We start from the raw sequence: 17,204 nt of genomic DNA, 5'->3' as shown, positions 1-17,204 counted from the left end.
GTCCCTCCTCTTAAACTATAATATAACAGATTGATAAAAAAGTCGAAACAAATGCTCTTCTCTATCATTCTATCGAAAAAAGCTAAGGTTTCCCTCTCTAAGAATAGCAAAACTTCTTCGAAATATAAATATTTTTTTTGAAAAATCAGCTTAGTGTTTCACCACCGCTTGCGTTTTTTTCAAATTCTTTTTCCAAATGCATGAGTGCAGCAGCTATATCTTCTATTTCTTCTTCCATTACTGTACGTAAGTCAAACCATACTTTATTATCTTTTGCTCTTGTCACTATAGCAGGTTGGAATACTGTGCGAAGTTTTTCTATAACAGTATCAGGTGGGATGAGATTCGTGGCGATACTAACAATTGCTGTCTGTAATGTTACCTCTGGCATCGTACCGCCACCTACTTTTGAAACATCGTTTTCTATCTCAGCATACCAGGTAGAAAACTCAAGTTTATGTAACAGTTTTTCTGCTCGTTCAGTAACTACCTCTTTCGATTCAGAAACCATTCGGACAACTGGGATTTCCTGCAGGCTTTCCTCTCCTTTTAAATATGCTTTCAGTGTTTCTTCCAACGCGGCTAAAGTCATTTTATCAACACGTAACACTCTTGCAAGTTGATGTTTTTTTAACTGATCAATCCACTGCTTTTTTCCGGCTATGATACCTGCTTGTGGCCCTCCTAGCAGTTTATCTCCCGAAAAAGTAACTAGATCAGCACCTGTTGCTAAAGCCTCTTTGACAGTCGGTTCATCCCCAATACCATATTGTTTAAAATCAAATAATGCTCCACTTCCTAAATCTTCGTATACAAGCGGCCTGCCATCCTTTTCAGCGATATTTGTAAGTTCCGTTAATGGGACTTCTTTTGTGAAGCCAACTGTTTTGAAATTACTAGTATGGACTTTCATCAACATCGCCGTGTGTTCTCCAATTGCCTCTTCATAATCATATCGATGTGTTTTGTTCGTTGTCCCGACTTCTACCAATTTCGCACCGCTTTCTTTCATGATAGAAGACACGCGAAAAGATCCGCCAATCTCGACGAGCTGGCCTCTAGAAACAATCACTTCCTTTTCTTCGGCTAATGCCTTTAATACAAAATAGACGGCTGCAGCATTGTTATTTACAACCATTGCTGCTTCAGCCCCGGTGGTTTCTTTAATAATATCTTCTAGTATTGCATGACGGGAACCTCGTTCACCCGTGGTTATATCATATTCAAGATTGGAATAATAACGGGCTGCTAATAAAACTTTTTCCACTGCAGCTTCACTCATGTTAGAACGCCCAAGATTTGTATGAAGAATAGTTCCAGTTGCGTTAATAACCCGACAGATGCGGTCTTGATTAAAACTATTTGCCTTTTCTTCTAGTCGATCCAATATATACTTTTTCAGTTCTTCTGAAGAGTGCAGCACCGGCCCGTTATTTTGTAACAAAACATTTCGCAGACTTTCGATTTCGGTTCGCAGCCATTTAGTTAAGAGAGAAACATCTCCCGTTTCTTTCGTTAATGTTTGAAACCTTATGTTCTTTTGGAAGTCATGTACAGGTGGTATCCATCTTACTTTCTCTTTCATGTTCAACACCTTCTTTGTTATTGCATCAAGCATAAAGGCAAAAAACGACCGGCAATCGATAAACCATTCTTTTGATAGCCGGTCGTCGTTCTTTATTTACCTATGTCGGCAACTAGTTTTTCTTCATCAGGAAAACTACCAGTTTCTTTTTTGGAGTAAACTTTTTCACCGTTTACTGTCACTTCAAAAACTCCACCTGATCCGGTAATTAACTGTATAGAGTCAATGTTTGCCTGATGCACGTCATATAATTTATCCGCGAGACTCACGGCCTTTGGAGCATAGTTTCACTGCATACAAAATGTAATACTAATATTCATTATATCCATCCTTTCTAAAATGATTATTTATTTTTATTTTAGTTTATTATTTGTGTTCACGCAATAAAACGGATTATACTAACGAAAGAACAATTTACGGAGGTGAAATAATGAACAACGAAGAAAATATTAAATTAACTAGTCTTTCTTCAAAAGCTGGTTGAGGATGCAAAATCGGTCCAGAAGACCTGACGCAAGTTTTGCGTCACTTACCAGAACGAGAAAAAGACCCTAACCTTTTAGTAGGCATGGACACATCTGATGATGGCGGTGTTTACAAATTAACGGATGAAATCGCACTCGTACAATCTGTAGACTATTTCACACCTATTGTAGATGACCCATATCACTTTGGACAAATTGCTGCCGCAAATGCTCTAAGCGATATTTACGCAATGGGCGGAAAACCAACAACAGTATTAAATATTGTCGGTTTTCCGATTAATGAATTACCAGATTATATATTAGCTGGGATGATGAAAGGTTCCTCTGACAAAGTATTGGAAGCTGAAGCGACAATCGTCGGCGGTCACTCGATTGATGACCAAGAGCCTAAATACGGTCTTGCTGCCACCGGAATTGTTCATCCTGAAAAAGTATGGGCAAATAAAGGAGCGGTGCCAGGTGATGTTTTAGTTCTTACAAAACCGCTCGGCGTCGGTATAATGACAACAGCAATTAAACGGAATGCACTTACAGCTGTTCAACTTGATGCTGTCACCAACGTTATGGCTGAGCTCAATAAAACAGCGGCCGAATCTTTAGCTCCTTACCGTCCACATGCTGTTACAGATGTTACTGGCTTTGGCTTGCTTGGGCACGGGTTTGAAATGGCTGATGCAAGCGGAGTTACTTTTTCATTTGAGACTAATAACATTCCTATGTTGGATGGCGCTAAAGAATTAGCGGAACAAGGAATAATTCCAGGTGGTTCCAAGGCTAACGCTTCCTATCTTGCTGATTCTATCTATAGAAATAACAATGTGACAGAACTAACCGAACAAATTCTTTGTGATGCCATTACGTCTGGTGGTTTACTCGTTGCAATGAGCAAATCAGAAGCAGAGCAATATGTTCGTGATATGCACAATAAAGGGAAAATCGATACAGCAATTATCGGTTACGTTGAAGATAGAAATAGTCATGCGATTCATCTAAAGTAAGAAAAGCTTCGTATTCCCGTAACAGGGAACACGAAGCTTTTTAAGCATGTATTGCTTTACCATATATCATTTCTAGGTTTCCCTCACCCATTTGGTCCGGAGTACCATCAAAAATAATCTCTCCATTTGAAAGACCAATCACTCTCGTTGCAAATGACTTAGCTAATGTAACATCATGTACATTGATCAAGGATAGAAGATTTTGTTTATCGTGCACTTTTTTTAGTAACTGAAAAATGGAGCGTGCCGTTCCGGGGTCAAGGCTTGCAACCGGTTCGTCTCCTAAAAATACATCTGGTTCCTGCATCAAAGCGCGAGCTACTCCTACTCGCTGCTTTTGTCCTCCACTCAACCATTCAACACGGCGGTTTGACAAGTCTCCAAGACCCACTTCATTCATTATTTGATTCGCCTTGTTTTTTTCTGTTTGAGAGAATATGCCTGCAAAGTTAGAAAATGATTTTCTTTTTCCAAACAATCCCGTTAATACATTTTGCTCGACTGTTAATCGTGGAATAAGATGAAAGTGCTGAAATATCATGCCCGTCCTACTTCTCCATTTGCGGTGATTAGCTTTTGACATCTCTTTCAGGTCTTGTCCATTAATAAAAACCGAACCTTCTGTCACTGGTTGTAATGCATTTATCGTACGGATGAGTGTGGATTTACCAGCGCCGCTAGGTCCTAGCACACATATAAATTCTCCCGGATTCAGGGTAAGGTTAATGTTTTTAACAGCAGGTTCTTCCGCTTTAGGATAATATACACTAACATTCTCTAATTCAATCATCTAATCGTCCTTCCCTTAAATCACTCGTTTGCGCACAAAAGCCCCAAATAAATCGACGATAATAACTAATAACATAATAAATAAAACTTCAACCGTTACTGCAGAATAATTAAAACTATTAAAATCGTTGAAAAGCTTTTGCCCAATACCGCCGCCACCTATAAATCCTAAAATCAAAGAAGTGCGAATCGCAACTTCGAACCGATAAAAATAGTGAGATAACACATTTGGCCATATTTGTGGAACTATCGAGAATATATTACCAAGACGACGGCCTGACCCAACTGATTTCATCGCTTCTTGCGGCCCGGGATCAGCTGCTTCAATCAACTCTGAAATAAGTTTCCCTAACACACCAATATTATGAAGTAAAATCGCTATAACCGCCGGAAAAGGACCTAACCCTAAAACAACGACAAATATCAAGCCAAATACGATTTCAGGAATAGATCGTAAAATTGATAAGAAAAAACGGTCCAAGTAATAAAGAACGGGATGGGAAGCTGTATTTTTAGCTCCAGCAAAAGCCAACGGCAAAGCGACAACCAGTGCAATAAACGTTCCTAAAAACGCCATTGCTAGTGTAACTAACATTGGATCAATCAAATTTGGTAGTATATCCCATCTGGCTGGAAAAAACTGCTCCCGAATAAAAGTTACCGCGTTGCCAAACTCTTTGAAGTTGCCCCACTCAAATTCTGTTTTACCCATACTCCACCATGCGAATAATACAAGAAGGAGTACATATATCCAGGCCCTTTTACGAAACCAACTCATTGCTAATACTCCTTTAATAAACTTGCAGACAGCTTATTCTTCAATACTTTCCATGTTAAGCATTCCGAAATCTTCCGCAGCTTGAGCGATACTTTCATAATTACTGTGATCTGTTTCGACAAAGGCTGAAGCTCCTCCGAATATTTCTAATATCTCTTCATCTTCAATCTTTGTAAATGCGTCCTGAAACTGCTGTTTCGTATCATCATCCATACTTTGTGGAACAGCCCAAGGGTACTGATACAACTGATCAGATTCCCATATTTTTTTGATCTGACTATCATCTATTGTACCGTCTTCAACAAGTTCATTATATATAGCACTATCAATAGCACCTGCTTGTACATCTTGGGTTTGTACCGCATTTGCGGTAACATCGTGGGACCCTGTGTAACGAACAGAAGCGAATTCGTTTTCTTCTTCCGATTCAAATACACCTCTATCTCTCAATTCAAGTCCTGGGATCAAAGACCCCGATGTAGATGAAACACTGCCAAATGCAAAGTCAACCTCCTCGGACTGTTCAAGCATCTCATCCAAGCTGTCCCATGGTTGGTCCACGTGAGAAATAATATATGAATAGTAGAAAGGTTCCCCTCCTACTTCCTGAGTCAAAATAGCCTCTGCTCCACTTTCTTCATTCGCAATAACATAGGTAAGCGGCCCTAAATAAGCAAGATCAATCCGTTCAAAGTTTAAAGCTTCCACGACTGCATTATAGCTCGGATAGTGATCAACATTTACTTCCTGATCCATTGACTCATTCAAAGATGTTTCTAAAGCATTTAAACCATCACTCATTTCCCCTGATGATTGAGCCGGAATTACTGCAACTTCCAAAGGATCAGAACTTTCTCCCTGTTCTTCTTCGTTCGATTCTCCACATGCTGTCAGCAGGAGAAATGACGTTGCTACCAAAGCCATTGTCCACTTTTTCATATGTATCCCCCTGTTTCGTTAAAATAATAATCTTTATTCGTTTTTGGAATAATGTTGCGTTATTAAGCTATCATTGTTTACGATAATTGTAAAGAAATCAGCATGTTAAGAAAGTGACGTGACAATATGAACGAAAAGCAATTACAACTATTTATAGAACTAGCTTCACAACGAAGTTTCTCCCAAACAGCTTATCAATTGAATGTGTCTCAATCCACTGTTACTAAACAGCTGCAAAGTCTGGAGCATGAACTTGGCAGCCCCCTTATTCAACGGCAAACCGTTTCGCTTACAGAGGAAGGATTAATGGTTTATGAAAAAGCAAAGAGCTTGTTGACAGATTGGCAGCAATTACGATCCGTTTGTCAATCACGCGGAAATAAATACACAGAAACCTTAAGCGTAGGAGCGAGCACTACACCAGGCACTTATTTTTTGCCTTCATTGTGTAAAGAATGTCACTATCATTATCCAAATTGGCGACTACACCTTCATATAGAAGACTCCTCCACTGTCTTGTCTTTATTAACTGAAAAAGAAATTGATGTCGCCATCGTAGGAGTTCCGACAGAGCAATCTAACATTGTGTCTCAAAAATTTCAAAGCGATAGGTTAGCTATTGTAGCCCCTCCTGGTGAAAATCGGCATGAAATAGATGGTTTTTCAGAGTTACCTTCACATGCATTTGTTAAAAGACCACAAGCATCAGGAACATACCAAGCGGTGGAAACAGGATTAAAACAGTGGGGAGGTTCCCTTGCGGAGCTTGAAACAGCAGCCATCGTTCCAAATACCGAAAGCCTGCTTTCGCTAGTAGAAGCAGGCATTGGCTATGGATTTCTATCGGAATACGCCTTAAATGCTGCTCTAAAACGAGATTGTGTATTCAAAGGAATCCTGCCGTATAAACGACAATTTTATTTAGCTTTTAGAAAAGAAAATCAGGAGAAAGAAACGATAAAAGCTTTTAAAAAGTTAGCCGAGAGCAGAAGTTAATACGACAATAACGAGTAATATAAATCAATATAATGTTGCGCTTCTTCTTCTGGATTGTGATGGGTTTGGACATAATCTGCCGCTTTCGCTGCTATTTCTTCATAATGACTTTTATTCTGAAACAATCGCTGTAACTGCTGAGAAAAGTCTAGGGCAGAGGTAAACAAGTACCCATTATAGCCAGGAATAATTACGCTGTCATTGCCAGGGTTTACTCGTGCTAGTGCTGGAATACCTGCTGCCATTCCTTCGAGCAAGCTCATCGGCTGTCCTTCTGACTTAGACGTGTTAATCACAACATCAGCCCATTTGTACACAGCTATCATCTGTTTACTATCCAACGGGTCTTTATACGTAAGCCATGGCCGAGAATAACTAGCTTCCATCACTTGCTGGGCTACATTATTATCTAGCACTTCTCCAACAATTAAAAATTGTAGGTTAGGGTAATCTAATACTTGTTTATCGAGTTCTTCTAAAACGAATAATACGTCTTTAACCGGTCTTAAACCCGCCGGAAGAACGAGCTTCGGAAAGCCTTCAGGAAGCGAATAAGGAACGAAACTCGTGTCAGACTCAAATTCTACAGCTTGAGGAATAACATACACTTGGTTTTTTAACCAAGGAAAGTCAGCTATTACTTTATCTTTCCCATCCTCCGTGAACACAGTTAATGCTTCTGATTCACTTAAAAATTCTTCCATTTGCTTCTTTCTTTTAGGATGGTTTAAGTCAATATTTACATCTGTTCCACCTGTTGTTAGAACAAACGGCTTCTGAAACGTAATGCCTTTCGATGCCACATATTCCGCTGTTCTTCTTACATGCAGAGCATGGATGATATCTGATTCTTTAATTAAATCCTCTATAGGTCCATCTTCTTCTTCAAAAGCAAACACATTCACTTGATGTCCTGCTTCTTCTAAATACTTTTTCATCCTCTTTGCTGTCGTCGCATTGCCTCGCTTCGAATAAAAATAAGGAGTAAGATAAAGAATGGACAATCCTTTTCTATTTGTCATAGTTACGCCACACTCTTTCATTTTCTTGTCGTTTCGTCCAATTTTGTTCATCAAGCCACTCAAGAAAAGGGACAAGGTACTTTCGCGTAATATTTAGTTCCTCTTTTGCATCTTGTAATGTGAAAGAGGCGGGATATTGCTGTTTCAATTGCTTGGCAGCTTCTACTACTTTAAAAGCAGGCCAAATATGCTTTTCATCCATTGTTATAGCTTCATACGCTTGTAGAAATGAATATTTTAATTCTTCTCGGAGCTCCATTGGTATGCTTTGTTCTTGCATATATTCCGCCCATGGCCTAGGTGTTAAGCCATCTTTCACCCATTTCTCTTTTGCTTGTGTCATTTTCGTTTCCCATCCTTTAGGAAATGCTGGACTAAAAGGATAGAGAGAAATAAATTGTTTGTCCCGTTTTATCTCACCCTCCGCTTCAGCTCTTTCTATGAACCTTTCTGTCAAATCTTTAGGCATATCCATTTCTTTCATTGCTTGGAGTTCCTGTTTATTTTTTCCTTTCTGTAAAGGATGAGTTTGATGAAACTCCTGTAGTTCTTGTTTTATAGCTTTTAAAAATTGGTCATACCGTTCTCGAAGAACCAGTTTTCCATTTGAATACTCTATTACTTCACCATTCTCTTTTAATTGTTGAAGAATTTCCTTCACGTCATCAATAAGAATACCAGTTTCCTTTGCTAGTACTTCTGCGCTGAGCCAATAGTTAACCCAAATTGCTTTTTTTATATGCTCCGCAGGAGTTCCTTCCATCTCTTGTTCGAGCAGTCTGATGCTTGTTTCTCCAAACCTCAAACGTTCGGCATTCGGATTAATCACCCAGCCCCCACCAACGGTTTCAGTCGGGGATGGACGGCGTACAATAAATGTATCATTGCGTTTAGTGACGATAGGATCATTAAGTCTAAGTTGACATAGGACTTCTTGTTTCTCAGGTTTTAATACATTGCGGTCAAAAAAGACTATATTTCCGTATACTTCTGCTGTACCCAGATGGAGCTTTATATGTCCCCGCTGCTTTAAAGCATAGTGCATTTCCTTCGATGTATGTAAAACAATATTTATGAGTTGAGTTGTCACGTAATGCTCCGCCGATACAGCGACATCGCCTCGTTTTAGCTCCTCTCTATCAACACCGCTCAAATTCATTGCAAGACGCTGGCCCGCAACCCCTTTTTCTACCTGAGTGCCATGTATTTGTAATTGCCTAACCTTCATCATTTTTCGCAAAGGTAAAACTTGAATCGTATCTCCCTCTGTAATAGATCCTTCATAGACTGTTCCTCTTACAACCGTTCCTTGACCGTGGACACTAAATACTTGATCAATAGGGAGCCGAAATGCCCCTCGTGTATTTCTCATCGGAACGGTTTGCAAAACTTCCGTTAGTTTTTCGCGTACCTTATGTATCCCGCTTTGTGAAATACTATCAACAAAGACCATTTCTGCGTTAGAAAAGGGGGTTCCTTGCACCTCTTCACGGATGTCTTCTGCAGCTAATTCGAGCAATTCCTTTTCAACGTTGTCTACTTTTGTTACAGCAATCAATCCACCTGTCACGCCAAGAAGCGACAGTATTTCAAGATGTTCTTTCGTTTGAGGCATTACACCTTCGTCTGCAGCTACAGTCAATACAACTGCGTCAATTCCAGCCACACCAGCGATCATTTGTCTGATAAAACGTTCATGGCCCGGAACATCTATGATTGACACATCCATATCTTCGGTTAAGTGAAGTGGAGCAAATCCTGGTTCTATTGATACATTCCGTGCTTTTTCCTCTTTTAATCGATCTGTATCTATATCTGTTAATGCTTTCGTTAACGTCGTTTTGCCATGGTCAATATGACCTGCCATGCCTATCGTAAATGTTCGTTTCACCATCATTATTCCCGCCTTCATTTCAATCATTCCTGATATGAATTCTTGCTATTTATCTTACTACAGGTAGAAATAGAATGAAAATCATTCTGTTTTCTTGCATTGTGTCGTGTTACGCGATACAATACACTCCGTGAAATAATATGGGGCCGGTTGCGATGCTGGTGCACGCCGAAGTCTTCAAAACTTTCCTGGGAGGCGCGTGCCGTCTCCGCTGGGTTCGATTCCCAGACGGTCCCGCCAAATGTTAAAAATAATTGTTGCTACCGCTCAATAATAATAAAACCTTTCGAATGATATTCGGAAGGTTTTTGTATTATTTGATTTAGTGAATACCTAGTAACCTTTTCCACCACGGTGATTTTTCAGGTTGTTCTATATCTTCTTCTTGATTCTCTTCGATAAATATCGTTTCACGATGAATGGCGTATTTTTTAGCAAGAACCAGCCCTACGTCACTAGTCTTATCTATGCTTGTGACTCGTTGGGCTTGTACTCCATAATCTGAAGCCATTTTCGTGTAAGCGGATAAAGCTTTATAACCAAGTTTTCCATTCACTACCATAATAACATCCTGATTTTGTTTTAATTCTTCCTCCACTTCTGGAAATGTTCCTTTTTTCATCACTTGTTCTTTTGTAAGAGCTAACAAAATTCGCTCACGATATGTTCCAAGATATCGACGTTTTTCATCAGGTTTCGTCTCTTTTGGACCATAAATACCTTCTTCAATATAATCTTCCACACTTTTACGCGCCATAAAACAGCCCATCCTTTCATAAAGCAATTATGCTTTTACAAAGTATATCAAAAAACAATGGCTTATCGATATATCTACAAATCGTATCTAGCAGATGATTTTTCCTATCTACTTATGATAAAATATCGAATGTGAGATAAGATAATGAGGTGAACCGGATGCCTTCTGATATGTTTATGTGGTTTATTGTGTTCTGGTCTATTTTTATAACGGTTATGATGTTTATCGGCGGCTACTTCATGTTTCGTAAGTTTTTAAAGCGTCTTCCTAAGGAAGATGGGAGGTCCATTTTAGACTGGCAGGATCACTACCTTGAGAAAACAATACATTTATGGCCACAGGACAAAAAAGATTTGCTGGAAGAATTAGTAGAACCCGTTCCAGAGTTGTTCCGCGATACGGCAAGAGAGAAAATTGCAGGAAAAGTCGGGGAACTTGCCTTGGAAGAGAACGCAAAACAAATTAATGAAGATTTATTGATTCGCGGTTATATCGTCGCAACGCCAAAGCGAGATCATAAATTTTTAAGAAAAAAATTGAATGAAAAACAGGTTGATATGTCACCATATGAACATTTATTTTTATAAACACAAAAAACAGACCCCCCCTCATCGTAATGTGGTGGTCTGTTTTTATGTTAAGACCGAAATATGGCAGATTCGCTTTTTTCGGCTAATAATTTTTTCTTCTCTATTTTTTTGAATTGGATAAACATAAAAATCCGCCAAGGAATAATCATTCCGTAAGCGAGAATGAAAAACATTCCTGCTAGCTCTTCGACGTTAATAACATCCCCCATAAGAAGTTTAAAAATAACTCGTGCGATGAGAAGAGCGAAAAGAATAAATACAAAAGCCTTCGAGCGTTTCATATAAATATCATTGTCCCTGATTTCAAAACTAGAGGTTTTGATTAATAAAAAGGAGAACAAAATCCCTACGGATAAAGCTTCCAATATCTGTGAGATATTTAATCGGGCAGGTTCGTAAATAAACATAAGAAAACCTGTCGACATAAAAACAGGCGGTAAAATAATTTTTTTTATGTTTGCCGGCTTTTTAATCGCCTTCATTCGTATAAATATCGTAGCCAGTGCCATGAAGGCAGCACCAACTGTTGTAATGATTAGCATCGCATTCATTAAAGGTCCAACTCCCTCCTCTGCTTTTTCTATGCAGAGGGTTTCATGTATAACAATTATCCCTATCATACAATGATAAAATGTACTTATGCAACGTGCTGGCCAAAAATAAGAAAGGCTGCTTCAAAATTGACACGCACGTTACGCGATTGTCGTTTGAAACAGCCTTGTCCTTATTTTTTATCCTGTTGCTTTTGCATTGCCTTCATCATTTGATTTATTTTTTTCTGCGAAGGGTTTTGCCCCATCTGCATCATCATAACCCGGAGCATTTGTTCATTGATTGGTGGGTTCTTCTTTAAGTAATTCATCATCGTTTTTCTAGCTATAAAAAATCCTAATGCAGCACCCGCCAACAAACAAACAACACCGACGAGTACAAACCAAAGCCAGTCCATCCTGTTTTCTTCCTCCTTCTAAAAAACCATAAAACGAATAGTGTATAGTTATTAAGCGTTTAACCTACATAATTATAACGTATCCCTTGTGACATTGAAAGAGGGAGAGACTATTTGATTACAAAACAGAGAAAACTTTCAGCGGTTTAAGCCAACCAAATGCTCCCTTTTTTATATTTACTGCAAAGATATAAGGTGATATATTTTTCAAGCAATCAAACACTTCCCATTCTTCTTTAACACTACCGTTATGTTCGAATATTATATATCTTTTATGCATATGAATTTTACTACATGAATGGTTGGAATAAAAGAAATACTCTCCATTTCTCAGCTCTTCCTTAAACCCTATCGATTGTAAATCTTTTCGTACAGTATTTATAAATCCGTTATACAAGAATGTTTCTGTCACATAACGTATTTGTTTTTCTAGCACGGGGCGAGCCCAATCATATGCTTTGTGATAATCAAGAAATAACCGATAAAGCTTGTCCTCGGATTGGTAATAGTGGAGCGCCACTTCTTTTGTAATTATTGTTAGTTGATATCGACTCATGGATTCGCTCTCCTTTCCCTTCTTTATATAAATCATATCGCATAAGAAGCAAAAGAACTGTCATTTTCTGAAAATAAAAAAACTGTTTTTGTCGAAACCCTATATTTTCTTCGATATAAAGAGCGAATCGAGTAGAACTTCAAATAACTTAAAAGAGATTGCCTAGATAACGGCAATCTCTTTCTTTTGTATCGTTTTATTTAGAATCTAGCAACGTTTTCACTCTAGCAACCACGTTGTCCACACTGAATCCAAATTCTTTAATATTTCGATCCCCAGGAGCAGAAGCACCAAATGTATCAATACCAAGTACAGCTCCATATGCTCCTGTATATTTGTGCCAACCATGAGAAGCTCCCATTTCGATAGCAAGGGCAGGCACACCCTCTGGTAAAACATCTCTTTGATAATCTTGAGGTTGTTGGTCAAAAGCGTGCCAGTTCGGCATGCTGATGACATTGGCTTTTACACCTTCTTTTTCTAAAGCTTCCTGGGCATTTGCAGCAAGAGATACTTCAGAACCCGCAGCTAGTAGTAAAACATCTGGACGTTTTTCTGTTTCGACCAACACATAAGCTCCTTTTTGCACACCTTTTTCTGCTTTTTCGGCAGTACCAGGAAGTGTAGGAACCCCTTGTCTAGTCAAAATAAGGGCCGTAGGTGTTGTTTCACTTTCTAAAGCTACTTTCCAAGCGGCCACCGTTTCGTTTCCATCTGCCGGGCGGATCACATTCAAATTCGGTATCGCCCGAAGCGAGGTCGTTTGTTCTATCGGTTCATGGGTTGGTCCATCCTCACCGACTGCGATACTGTCATGTGTTAACACATACGTTACCGGAAGTTCCATTAGTGCACTTAAACGCAAAGCCGGACGTAAGTAATCAGAAAATACTAAAAAGGTGGAAACATAAGGATGGACTCCTCCGTGAAGTTTTAACCCATTAGCCGCTGCAGCCATGGCGAATTCACGCACTCCAAACCAAATATTACGTCCTTTGTAATTGTTAAATGAAAAGTCATTTTCTTCCTTAATTAACGTTTTATTCGATCCCGATAAATCAGCTGAACCGCCGAAGAGAGAAGGAACAGACTTTGATAGTGTTTGAAGCGCTTCACCGGAGATTGCTCTAGTCGCAGCCTTTTCATTTTCATATACAGGCAGTTCCTTTTCCCAACCTTCCGGAAGGTTGCCACGCATAGCTCGACTAAATTGGGCAGCAAGTTCTGGGTGCTGTTTCTTATACTCATCAAATTCTTTGTTCCATTCTTGCTCTTTTTTAGCACCTTCGGCTTTCACATCTGCAAAATGTGCACGGACCTCTTCTGGAACGTGAAAATCTTCCTCAAACTCCCATTTATACATCTGTTTTGCAAGTTTGACTTCGTCTCCACCAAGGGGAGCACCATGAGCTGCACTGCTTCCGCCTTTGTTAGGAGAACCATATCCAATTTCTGTTTTTACTTCAATAAGAGAAGGTCTATCCGATTGTTTAGCTTCAGCAATTGCATTTTCAATTTCGTTTACATCATTTCCGTCTTTTACTAATATCGTATGCCAACCGTATGCTTCGTAACGTTTCATCACGTCTTCTGAAAATGCTTGATTCAAATCTCCATCTAATGAAACGTCATTAGAATCATATAAAATAATTAATCTATTGAGATTCAAGTGACCAGCCAATGATGCAGACTCTGCTGAAATCCCTTCCATCAAGTCTCCATCACCGCACAATACATAAGTATAATGGTCCACTATTGAATGACTATCTGTATTGTACGTTGCAGCTAAATGACGTTCAGCCATTGCCATACCGGTACCCATGCCAATACCTTGACCTAATGGACCCGTTGTAGCCTCAACGCCTGGCGTATCACCTACTTCAGGATGCCCCGGTGTTTTACTTCCCCACTGGCGAAAGTTTTTTAATTCCTCTAGTGATAAATCATAGCCCGATAAGTGAAGCAAACTATATAGCAGCATTGACCCATGACCTGCTGAAAGGACAAAACGATCTCGGTTATGCCATTCAGGATTTGCTGGGTTATGGTTCATAAATTTACTCCATAGTACATATGCCATCGGTGCTGCACCCATAGGTAATCCCGGGTGTCCTGAATTCGCTTTTTCTACACTATCAATCGATAACGTACGAATCGTATTAATAGCTAATTCTTCTACTTTTTTCGAAGTCATATTTTCCCTTCCTTTCAAGCGTTTCACTATGTATGATATCCTACGTTTTTTATCATAAACGTATTTCAATATTTGTACAAGCGAATTTTCGTTTAACTTCTACATCTCCCCTACATCGTTTCTTTCTAATTGTATCGATTTTGTTCTTCCATTTTTTATTAATCATATAAATAGACCTGACGATATTAACATCAGGTCTTTTAACATTATATCCGGTTATGCGTTGTCATGTATTATCATTGACGATTATTTGGATTATTCTTTTTGGCCTTATCCAACGAACTTGGCGTAACATCTTCACCTTTTGGATCAACTACTTTGACAGATTGGAGCTGACTTTTAAACGATGAACGAAATTTAGACAAATATTCATTTCGAAGATTATGCTGTTCTTCTTCCTCTTGTTCTGTTAAACCAGTTGTTTTAGAACGATGAGCCAGTTCATTTATACGTGCTATCTTTTCTTGAGAAAGCATAGGTTGATATTAAACCTCCCTCATTCATCTTTACTACTTATAATATTAATGTAAAACAAAATCCAAGTGGAAGGCAAATCGTTTTGTTTACGATGAGAAAGAATCAATTGCTCTTAAAAGTTATGACACAAACTCACCTAAAGAATTACTCCCATTTAGAAATAGGTTCCGTTTGTTCATCTATATAAGCTTTATATCTTCTGTGGACAGTAGCTTTGGAAATATCATAGCCAAGACCTCTTAATGTAGTAGCAATATCATAAAATGGTAGTTCACGTTTACGCAAACGTACAATTTCCTCTATCGGGGCTTCTTTCTTCTTGCGACCTCCACTATGCCTGTCAGCAAAATTATATTCAGGCTGATATCCGTTTGCTATTGCATTATTCATTCCTCTTTTTATTTTTAAATTATGTAACTTGCGCTGCTGTTCTTCCACCATAGACAAAATATCCATTAACATACTGTCATTTTCTGAAAGTGCCAAGACACCTTCATCCCTAACCGTGTATATAGGAATGTTCATATTAAATAATTGATGAAGGATGGCGATTTTGGCGTTCCCACGTCCAAGTCTCGTTTCATCCTGAATGCAAAGTACATCAGCTTCACCACTATTAAAAAGCTCAAGTACCTCAATTAATCCTTCCCTTTCTAGTGAATAGCCACTTCCTTCTTCTACTATTCGTTCTTTTATATTCCATTGATTCCGTTCAGCCAATTGAATCAATTCATTTTCCTGACGTTTTAAAGATGTCTGTTGCGTTTGTTTGTTCGTACTAACACGACAATAAATAATGCAAGTCTTCATTTTTTCCCCTCAATCTACTTATCATCAATTGCTCGTCCATTTATAGGTTATCACATCGTCCTCTACATCTTCTACTTCATGAACATAGCTGCTGTCTAGATCCGAGTTGTCAACCCATTCTACTGTTGCTATAAGAGCTATAATAGAAAAAATAAAAAGGATTAATATGGCCCATTCTTGACTGCTTAACTCTTTTATTTTTGAAATCATTACAATCAACCTCCAAAAATAAGAATATCTGTTCTCTATACAAAGAGTATAACAGAACTATTGTTCCCGTCAAGCGAAAATTAGAACTAGTGTTTGCGCACATATGTTTTGCATGTTACAATGAATCCAATAAAATATAGAAAATGAGGTGCAGCTTATGCCCAAGTTATCAAAGCGCCAGCAGCAGATTCTAGATTATATAAAAGATGAAGTTAAACTTAAAGGGTATCCTCCTTCTGTTCGTGAAATTGGGGAATCTGTCGGTCTAGCATCCAGCTCTACCGTTCACGGACATTTATCAAGACTCGAAAATAAAGGTTACATCCGTCGTGACCCTACTAAACCAAGAGCTATTGAAGTGCTCGAACTTGAGGATTCAGAAATTTCTATTTCGGAGAGTCAAGCTGTTTATGTCCCTGTGTTGGGTAAAGTAACAGCAGGGGAACCAATTACAGCGATTGAAAACATAGATGAGTATATACCTCTACCAGATCGTATGGTTTCGGATGAAAAAGTATTCGTCTTAACTATTCAAGGGGAAAGTATGATTGAGGCTGGGATATACGACGGCGATTTAGTCATTGTGAAACAACAACAATCGGCAGATAATGGAGACATTATTGTTGCAATGACAGATGAACTCGAAGCAACCGTGAAACGTTTTTATAAAGAAGATAATTTTATCCGTCTACAACCAGAAAATGCTGCGATGGAACCTATTATTTTGGATAATTGTTCTATACTCGGTAAAGTAACAGGTGTATTTCGAACACTACATTAATGAAAGAACGACACCCCGGTTGAATTTTTCATTCGGGGTTTTCTTCATCGTTTAAATGAAGCCAGGAAAGCATTTCACGAACGACAGAATTAATTTTCTCATCTATCGTTTCATCCCCAAACTTTTCCTTTGCTTTTCCAATATTCTCAACGACATCATGTCCAAAATTGATTAACGGATCGTCATCCTCTAATTCATTAAACAGTTCAATCATCGATTCATTTCCTTCTTGTATCTTATCAATAGCTTCACTGTACTTTTTGAAATCATTTTTATCAGCTTTCATAAACATCACCCATCCTATCTTTCCCATCACACGAAAAAATATATAAGGATATATTTTAAAAACAACACATGTCAGGCTTTTACTTTTCAAAAATTTTATGGGCAACTC

19 protein-coding genes, 1 tRNA gene and 1 pseudogene are annotated in these 17,204 nt (G+C 38.6%); 5 read left to right on the top strand and 16 right to left on the bottom strand.

Annotation, left to right across the window (positions count from 1 at the left end; all coding sequences use genetic code 11):
• Nucleotides 1-145: 145 nt before the first annotated feature.
• Together selA and J2S78_RS08190 are read right to left on the bottom strand one after the other, a co-directional pair.
• On the bottom strand, nucleotides 146-1,585 hold the full coding sequence (gene selA / locus J2S78_RS08195) for an L-seryl-tRNA(Sec) selenium transferase (protein WP_306897681.1): 1,440 nt from the start codon (nucleotides 1,583-1,585) through the stop codon (nucleotides 146-148).
• Between the two features lie 92 nt (nucleotides 1,586-1,677).
• Nucleotides 1,678-1,860: pseudogene (locus J2S78_RS08190) on the bottom strand (Rdx family protein); the annotation flags it as partial.
• A 155-nt stretch (nucleotides 1,861-2,015) separates the two neighbouring features.
• Between J2S78_RS08190 and selD the strand changes: the two are divergent.
• On the top strand, nucleotides 2,016-3,068 hold the full coding sequence (gene selD / locus J2S78_RS08185; RefSeq protein WP_306897680.1) for a selenide, water dikinase SelD: 1,053 nt from the start codon (nucleotides 2,016-2,018) through the stop codon (nucleotides 3,066-3,068).
• 40 nt (nucleotides 3,069-3,108) lie between these two features.
• Here selD and phnC read toward each other — a convergent pair whose 3' ends face one another.
• Genes phnC through phnD form a run of 3 tightly spaced genes read right to left on the bottom strand, consistent with a single transcriptional unit; the run spans nucleotide 3,109 to nucleotide 5,574 of the window.
• Nucleotides 3,109-3,858 carry a phosphonate ABC transporter ATP-binding protein gene (gene phnC, locus J2S78_RS08180; RefSeq protein WP_306897679.1) on the bottom strand — a complete coding sequence of 250 codons (750 nt, stop codon included), beginning with the start codon at nucleotides 3,856-3,858 and terminating at the stop codon, nucleotides 3,109-3,111.
• A gap of 15 nt (nucleotides 3,859-3,873) precedes the next feature.
• Nucleotides 3,874-4,635, bottom strand: coding sequence for a phosphonate ABC transporter, permease protein PhnE (gene phnE / locus J2S78_RS08175; RefSeq protein ID WP_306897678.1), 762 nt, complete (start codon nucleotides 4,633-4,635; stop codon nucleotides 3,874-3,876).
• A gap of 33 nt (nucleotides 4,636-4,668) precedes the next feature.
• Nucleotides 4,669-5,574, bottom strand: a complete 906-nt coding sequence (gene phnD, locus J2S78_RS08170; protein WP_306897676.1) for a phosphate/phosphite/phosphonate ABC transporter substrate-binding protein — start codon at nucleotides 5,572-5,574, stop codon at nucleotides 4,669-4,671.
• Nucleotides 5,575-5,700: 126 nt separating this feature from the next.
• Between phnD and J2S78_RS08165 the strand changes: the two genes are divergently transcribed.
• Nucleotides 5,701-6,570 (top strand): selenium metabolism-associated LysR family transcriptional regulator, encoded by an 870-nt coding sequence (locus J2S78_RS08165; protein WP_306897674.1) that lies wholly within the window; start codon nucleotides 5,701-5,703, stop codon nucleotides 6,568-6,570.
• Here the strand turns inward: J2S78_RS08165 and J2S78_RS08160 are convergent.
• Together J2S78_RS08160 and selB are read right to left on the bottom strand one after the other, a co-directional pair.
• Nucleotides 6,567-7,592, bottom strand: coding sequence for a glycosyltransferase (locus tag J2S78_RS08160; RefSeq protein WP_306897672.1), 1,026 nt, complete (start codon nucleotides 7,590-7,592; stop codon nucleotides 6,567-6,569). The genes J2S78_RS08165 and J2S78_RS08160 overlap by 4 nt on opposite strands.
• On the bottom strand, nucleotides 7,582-9,504 hold the full coding sequence (gene selB / locus J2S78_RS08155) for a selenocysteine-specific translation elongation factor (protein ID WP_306897671.1): 1,923 nt from the start codon (nucleotides 9,502-9,504) through the stop codon (nucleotides 7,582-7,584). The genes J2S78_RS08160 and selB overlap by 11 nt, the downstream gene beginning before the upstream one ends.
• 124 nt (nucleotides 9,505-9,628) lie before the next feature.
• On the opposite strand from selB, the gene J2S78_RS08150 reads away from it, so the two are divergent.
• Nucleotides 9,629-9,726: transfer RNA gene (locus J2S78_RS08150), tRNA-Sec, on the top strand.
• An 82-nt stretch (nucleotides 9,727-9,808) separates the two neighbouring features.
• On the opposite strand, the gene J2S78_RS08145 is transcribed toward J2S78_RS08150, so the two are convergent.
• Nucleotides 9,809-10,243 (bottom strand): YueI family protein, encoded by a 435-nt coding sequence (locus tag J2S78_RS08145; protein WP_306897669.1) that lies wholly within the window; start codon nucleotides 10,241-10,243, stop codon nucleotides 9,809-9,811.
• A gap of 158 nt (nucleotides 10,244-10,401) precedes the next feature.
• On the opposite strand from J2S78_RS08145, the gene J2S78_RS08140 reads away from it, so the two are divergent.
• Entirely contained in the window at nucleotides 10,402-10,830 is a 429-nt protein-coding gene (locus J2S78_RS08140; protein ID WP_306897667.1) for a DUF2621 domain-containing protein, read from the top strand.
• Nucleotides 10,831-10,880: 50 nt separating this feature from the next.
• On the opposite strand, the gene J2S78_RS08135 is transcribed toward J2S78_RS08140, so the two are convergent.
• From J2S78_RS08135 to J2S78_RS08105, 7 genes are all read right to left on the bottom strand, one after another.
• Nucleotides 10,881-11,384, bottom strand: coding sequence for a CcdC family protein (locus J2S78_RS08135; RefSeq protein ID WP_306897665.1), 504 nt, complete (start codon nucleotides 11,382-11,384; stop codon nucleotides 10,881-10,883).
• A 173-nt stretch (nucleotides 11,385-11,557) separates the two neighbouring features.
• A complete protein-coding gene (locus J2S78_RS08130; protein ID WP_306897663.1) occupies nucleotides 11,558-11,782 on the bottom strand; it encodes a YneF family protein in 225 nt (74 codons plus the stop codon).
• A 118-nt stretch (nucleotides 11,783-11,900) separates the two neighbouring features.
• Complete coding sequence (gene sirA, locus J2S78_RS08125) at nucleotides 11,901-12,338, bottom strand: sporulation inhibitor of replication protein SirA (RefSeq protein WP_306897661.1); 438 nt, start codon at nucleotides 12,336-12,338, stop codon at nucleotides 11,901-11,903.
• Nucleotides 12,339-12,534: 196 nt separating this feature from the next.
• Complete coding sequence (tkt, locus tag J2S78_RS08120; RefSeq protein WP_306897660.1) at nucleotides 12,535-14,532, bottom strand: transketolase; 1,998 nt, start codon at nucleotides 14,530-14,532, stop codon at nucleotides 12,535-12,537.
• 236 nt (nucleotides 14,533-14,768) lie between these two features.
• Nucleotides 14,769-15,008 (bottom strand): DUF896 domain-containing protein, encoded by a 240-nt coding sequence (locus J2S78_RS08115; RefSeq protein ID WP_306897658.1) that lies wholly within the window; start codon nucleotides 15,006-15,008, stop codon nucleotides 14,769-14,771.
• Nucleotides 15,009-15,153: 145 nt separating this feature from the next.
• Nucleotides 15,154-15,819: a YneB family resolvase-like protein gene (locus J2S78_RS08110; protein ID WP_306897657.1), complete on the bottom strand. Its 666-nt coding sequence runs from the start codon at nucleotides 15,817-15,819 to the stop codon at nucleotides 15,154-15,156.
• Between the two features lie 24 nt (nucleotides 15,820-15,843).
• On the bottom strand, nucleotides 15,844-16,029 hold the full coding sequence (locus J2S78_RS08105) for a hypothetical protein (RefSeq protein ID WP_306897656.1): 186 nt from the start codon (nucleotides 16,027-16,029) through the stop codon (nucleotides 15,844-15,846).
• 157 nt (nucleotides 16,030-16,186) lie between these two features.
• On the opposite strand from J2S78_RS08105, the gene lexA reads away from it, so the two are divergent.
• Entirely contained in the window at nucleotides 16,187-16,810 is a 624-nt protein-coding gene (lexA, locus tag J2S78_RS08100) for a transcriptional repressor LexA (RefSeq protein WP_125556392.1), read from the top strand.
• 28 nt (nucleotides 16,811-16,838) lie between these two features.
• On the opposite strand, the gene J2S78_RS08095 is transcribed toward lexA, so the two are convergent.
• A complete protein-coding gene (locus J2S78_RS08095) occupies nucleotides 16,839-17,096 on the bottom strand; it encodes an atypical membrane-integrating protein (Mistic protein) (protein ID WP_306897653.1) in 258 nt (85 codons plus the stop codon).
• Nucleotides 17,097-17,204: the final 108 nt, after the last annotated feature.

Source organism: Salibacterium salarium, assembly GCF_030813635.1.
GTDB lineage: Bacteria > Bacillota > Bacilli > Bacillales > Marinococcaceae > Salibacterium > Salibacterium salarium.
This window is presented reverse-complemented; position numbering and strand designations above follow the sequence as displayed.

What these genes read in the sequence shown, in the direction of transcription:
- selA (WP_306897681.1), bottom strand. Translation starts at nt 1,585, where the DNA reads ATGAAAGAGAAAGTAAGATGGATACCACCTGTACATGACTTCCAAAAG.
- phnC (WP_306897679.1), bottom strand. Translation starts at nt 3,858, where the DNA reads ATGATTGAATTAGAGAATGTTAGTGTATATTATCCTAAAGCGGAAGAA.
- phnE (WP_306897678.1), bottom strand. Translation starts at nt 4,635, where the DNA reads ATGAGTTGGTTTCGTAAAAGGGCCTGGATATATGTACTCCTTCTTGTA.
- phnD (WP_306897676.1), bottom strand. Translation starts at nt 5,574, where the DNA reads ATGAAAAAGTGGACAATGGCTTTGGTAGCAACGTCATTTCTCCTGCTG.
- J2S78_RS08165 (WP_306897674.1), top strand. Translation starts at nt 5,701, where the DNA reads ATGAACGAAAAGCAATTACAACTATTTATAGAACTAGCTTCACAACGA.
- J2S78_RS08160 (WP_306897672.1), bottom strand. Translation starts at nt 7,592, where the DNA reads ATGACAAATAGAAAAGGATTGTCCATTCTTTATCTTACTCCTTATTTT.
- selB (WP_306897671.1), bottom strand. Translation starts at nt 9,504, where the DNA reads ATGAAGGCGGGAATAATGATGGTGAAACGAACATTTACGATAGGCATG.
- J2S78_RS08145 (WP_306897669.1), bottom strand. Translation starts at nt 10,243, where the DNA reads ATGGCGCGTAAAAGTGTGGAAGATTATATTGAAGAAGGTATTTATGGT.
- J2S78_RS08140 (WP_306897667.1), top strand. Translation starts at nt 10,402, where the DNA reads ATGCCTTCTGATATGTTTATGTGGTTTATTGTGTTCTGGTCTATTTTT.
- J2S78_RS08135 (WP_306897665.1), bottom strand. Translation starts at nt 11,384, where the DNA reads ATGAATGCGATGCTAATCATTACAACAGTTGGTGCTGCCTTCATGGCA.
- J2S78_RS08130 (WP_306897663.1), bottom strand. Translation starts at nt 11,782, where the DNA reads ATGGACTGGCTTTGGTTTGTACTCGTCGGTGTTGTTTGTTTGTTGGCG.
- sirA (WP_306897661.1), bottom strand. Translation starts at nt 12,338, where the DNA reads ATGAGTCGATATCAACTAACAATAATTACAAAAGAAGTGGCGCTCCAC.
- tkt (WP_306897660.1), bottom strand. Translation starts at nt 14,532, where the DNA reads ATGACTTCGAAAAAAGTAGAAGAATTAGCTATTAATACGATTCGTACG.
- J2S78_RS08115 (WP_306897658.1), bottom strand. Translation starts at nt 15,008, where the DNA reads ATGCTTTCTCAAGAAAAGATAGCACGTATAAATGAACTGGCTCATCGT.
- J2S78_RS08110 (WP_306897657.1), bottom strand. Translation starts at nt 15,819, where the DNA reads ATGAAGACTTGCATTATTTATTGTCGTGTTAGTACGAACAAACAAACG.
- J2S78_RS08105 (WP_306897656.1), bottom strand. Translation starts at nt 16,029, where the DNA reads ATGATTTCAAAAATAAAAGAGTTAAGCAGTCAAGAATGGGCCATATTA.
- lexA (WP_125556392.1), top strand. Translation starts at nt 16,187, where the DNA reads ATGCCCAAGTTATCAAAGCGCCAGCAGCAGATTCTAGATTATATAAAA.
- J2S78_RS08095 (WP_306897653.1), bottom strand. Translation starts at nt 17,096, where the DNA reads ATGAAAGCTGATAAAAATGATTTCAAAAAGTACAGTGAAGCTATTGAT.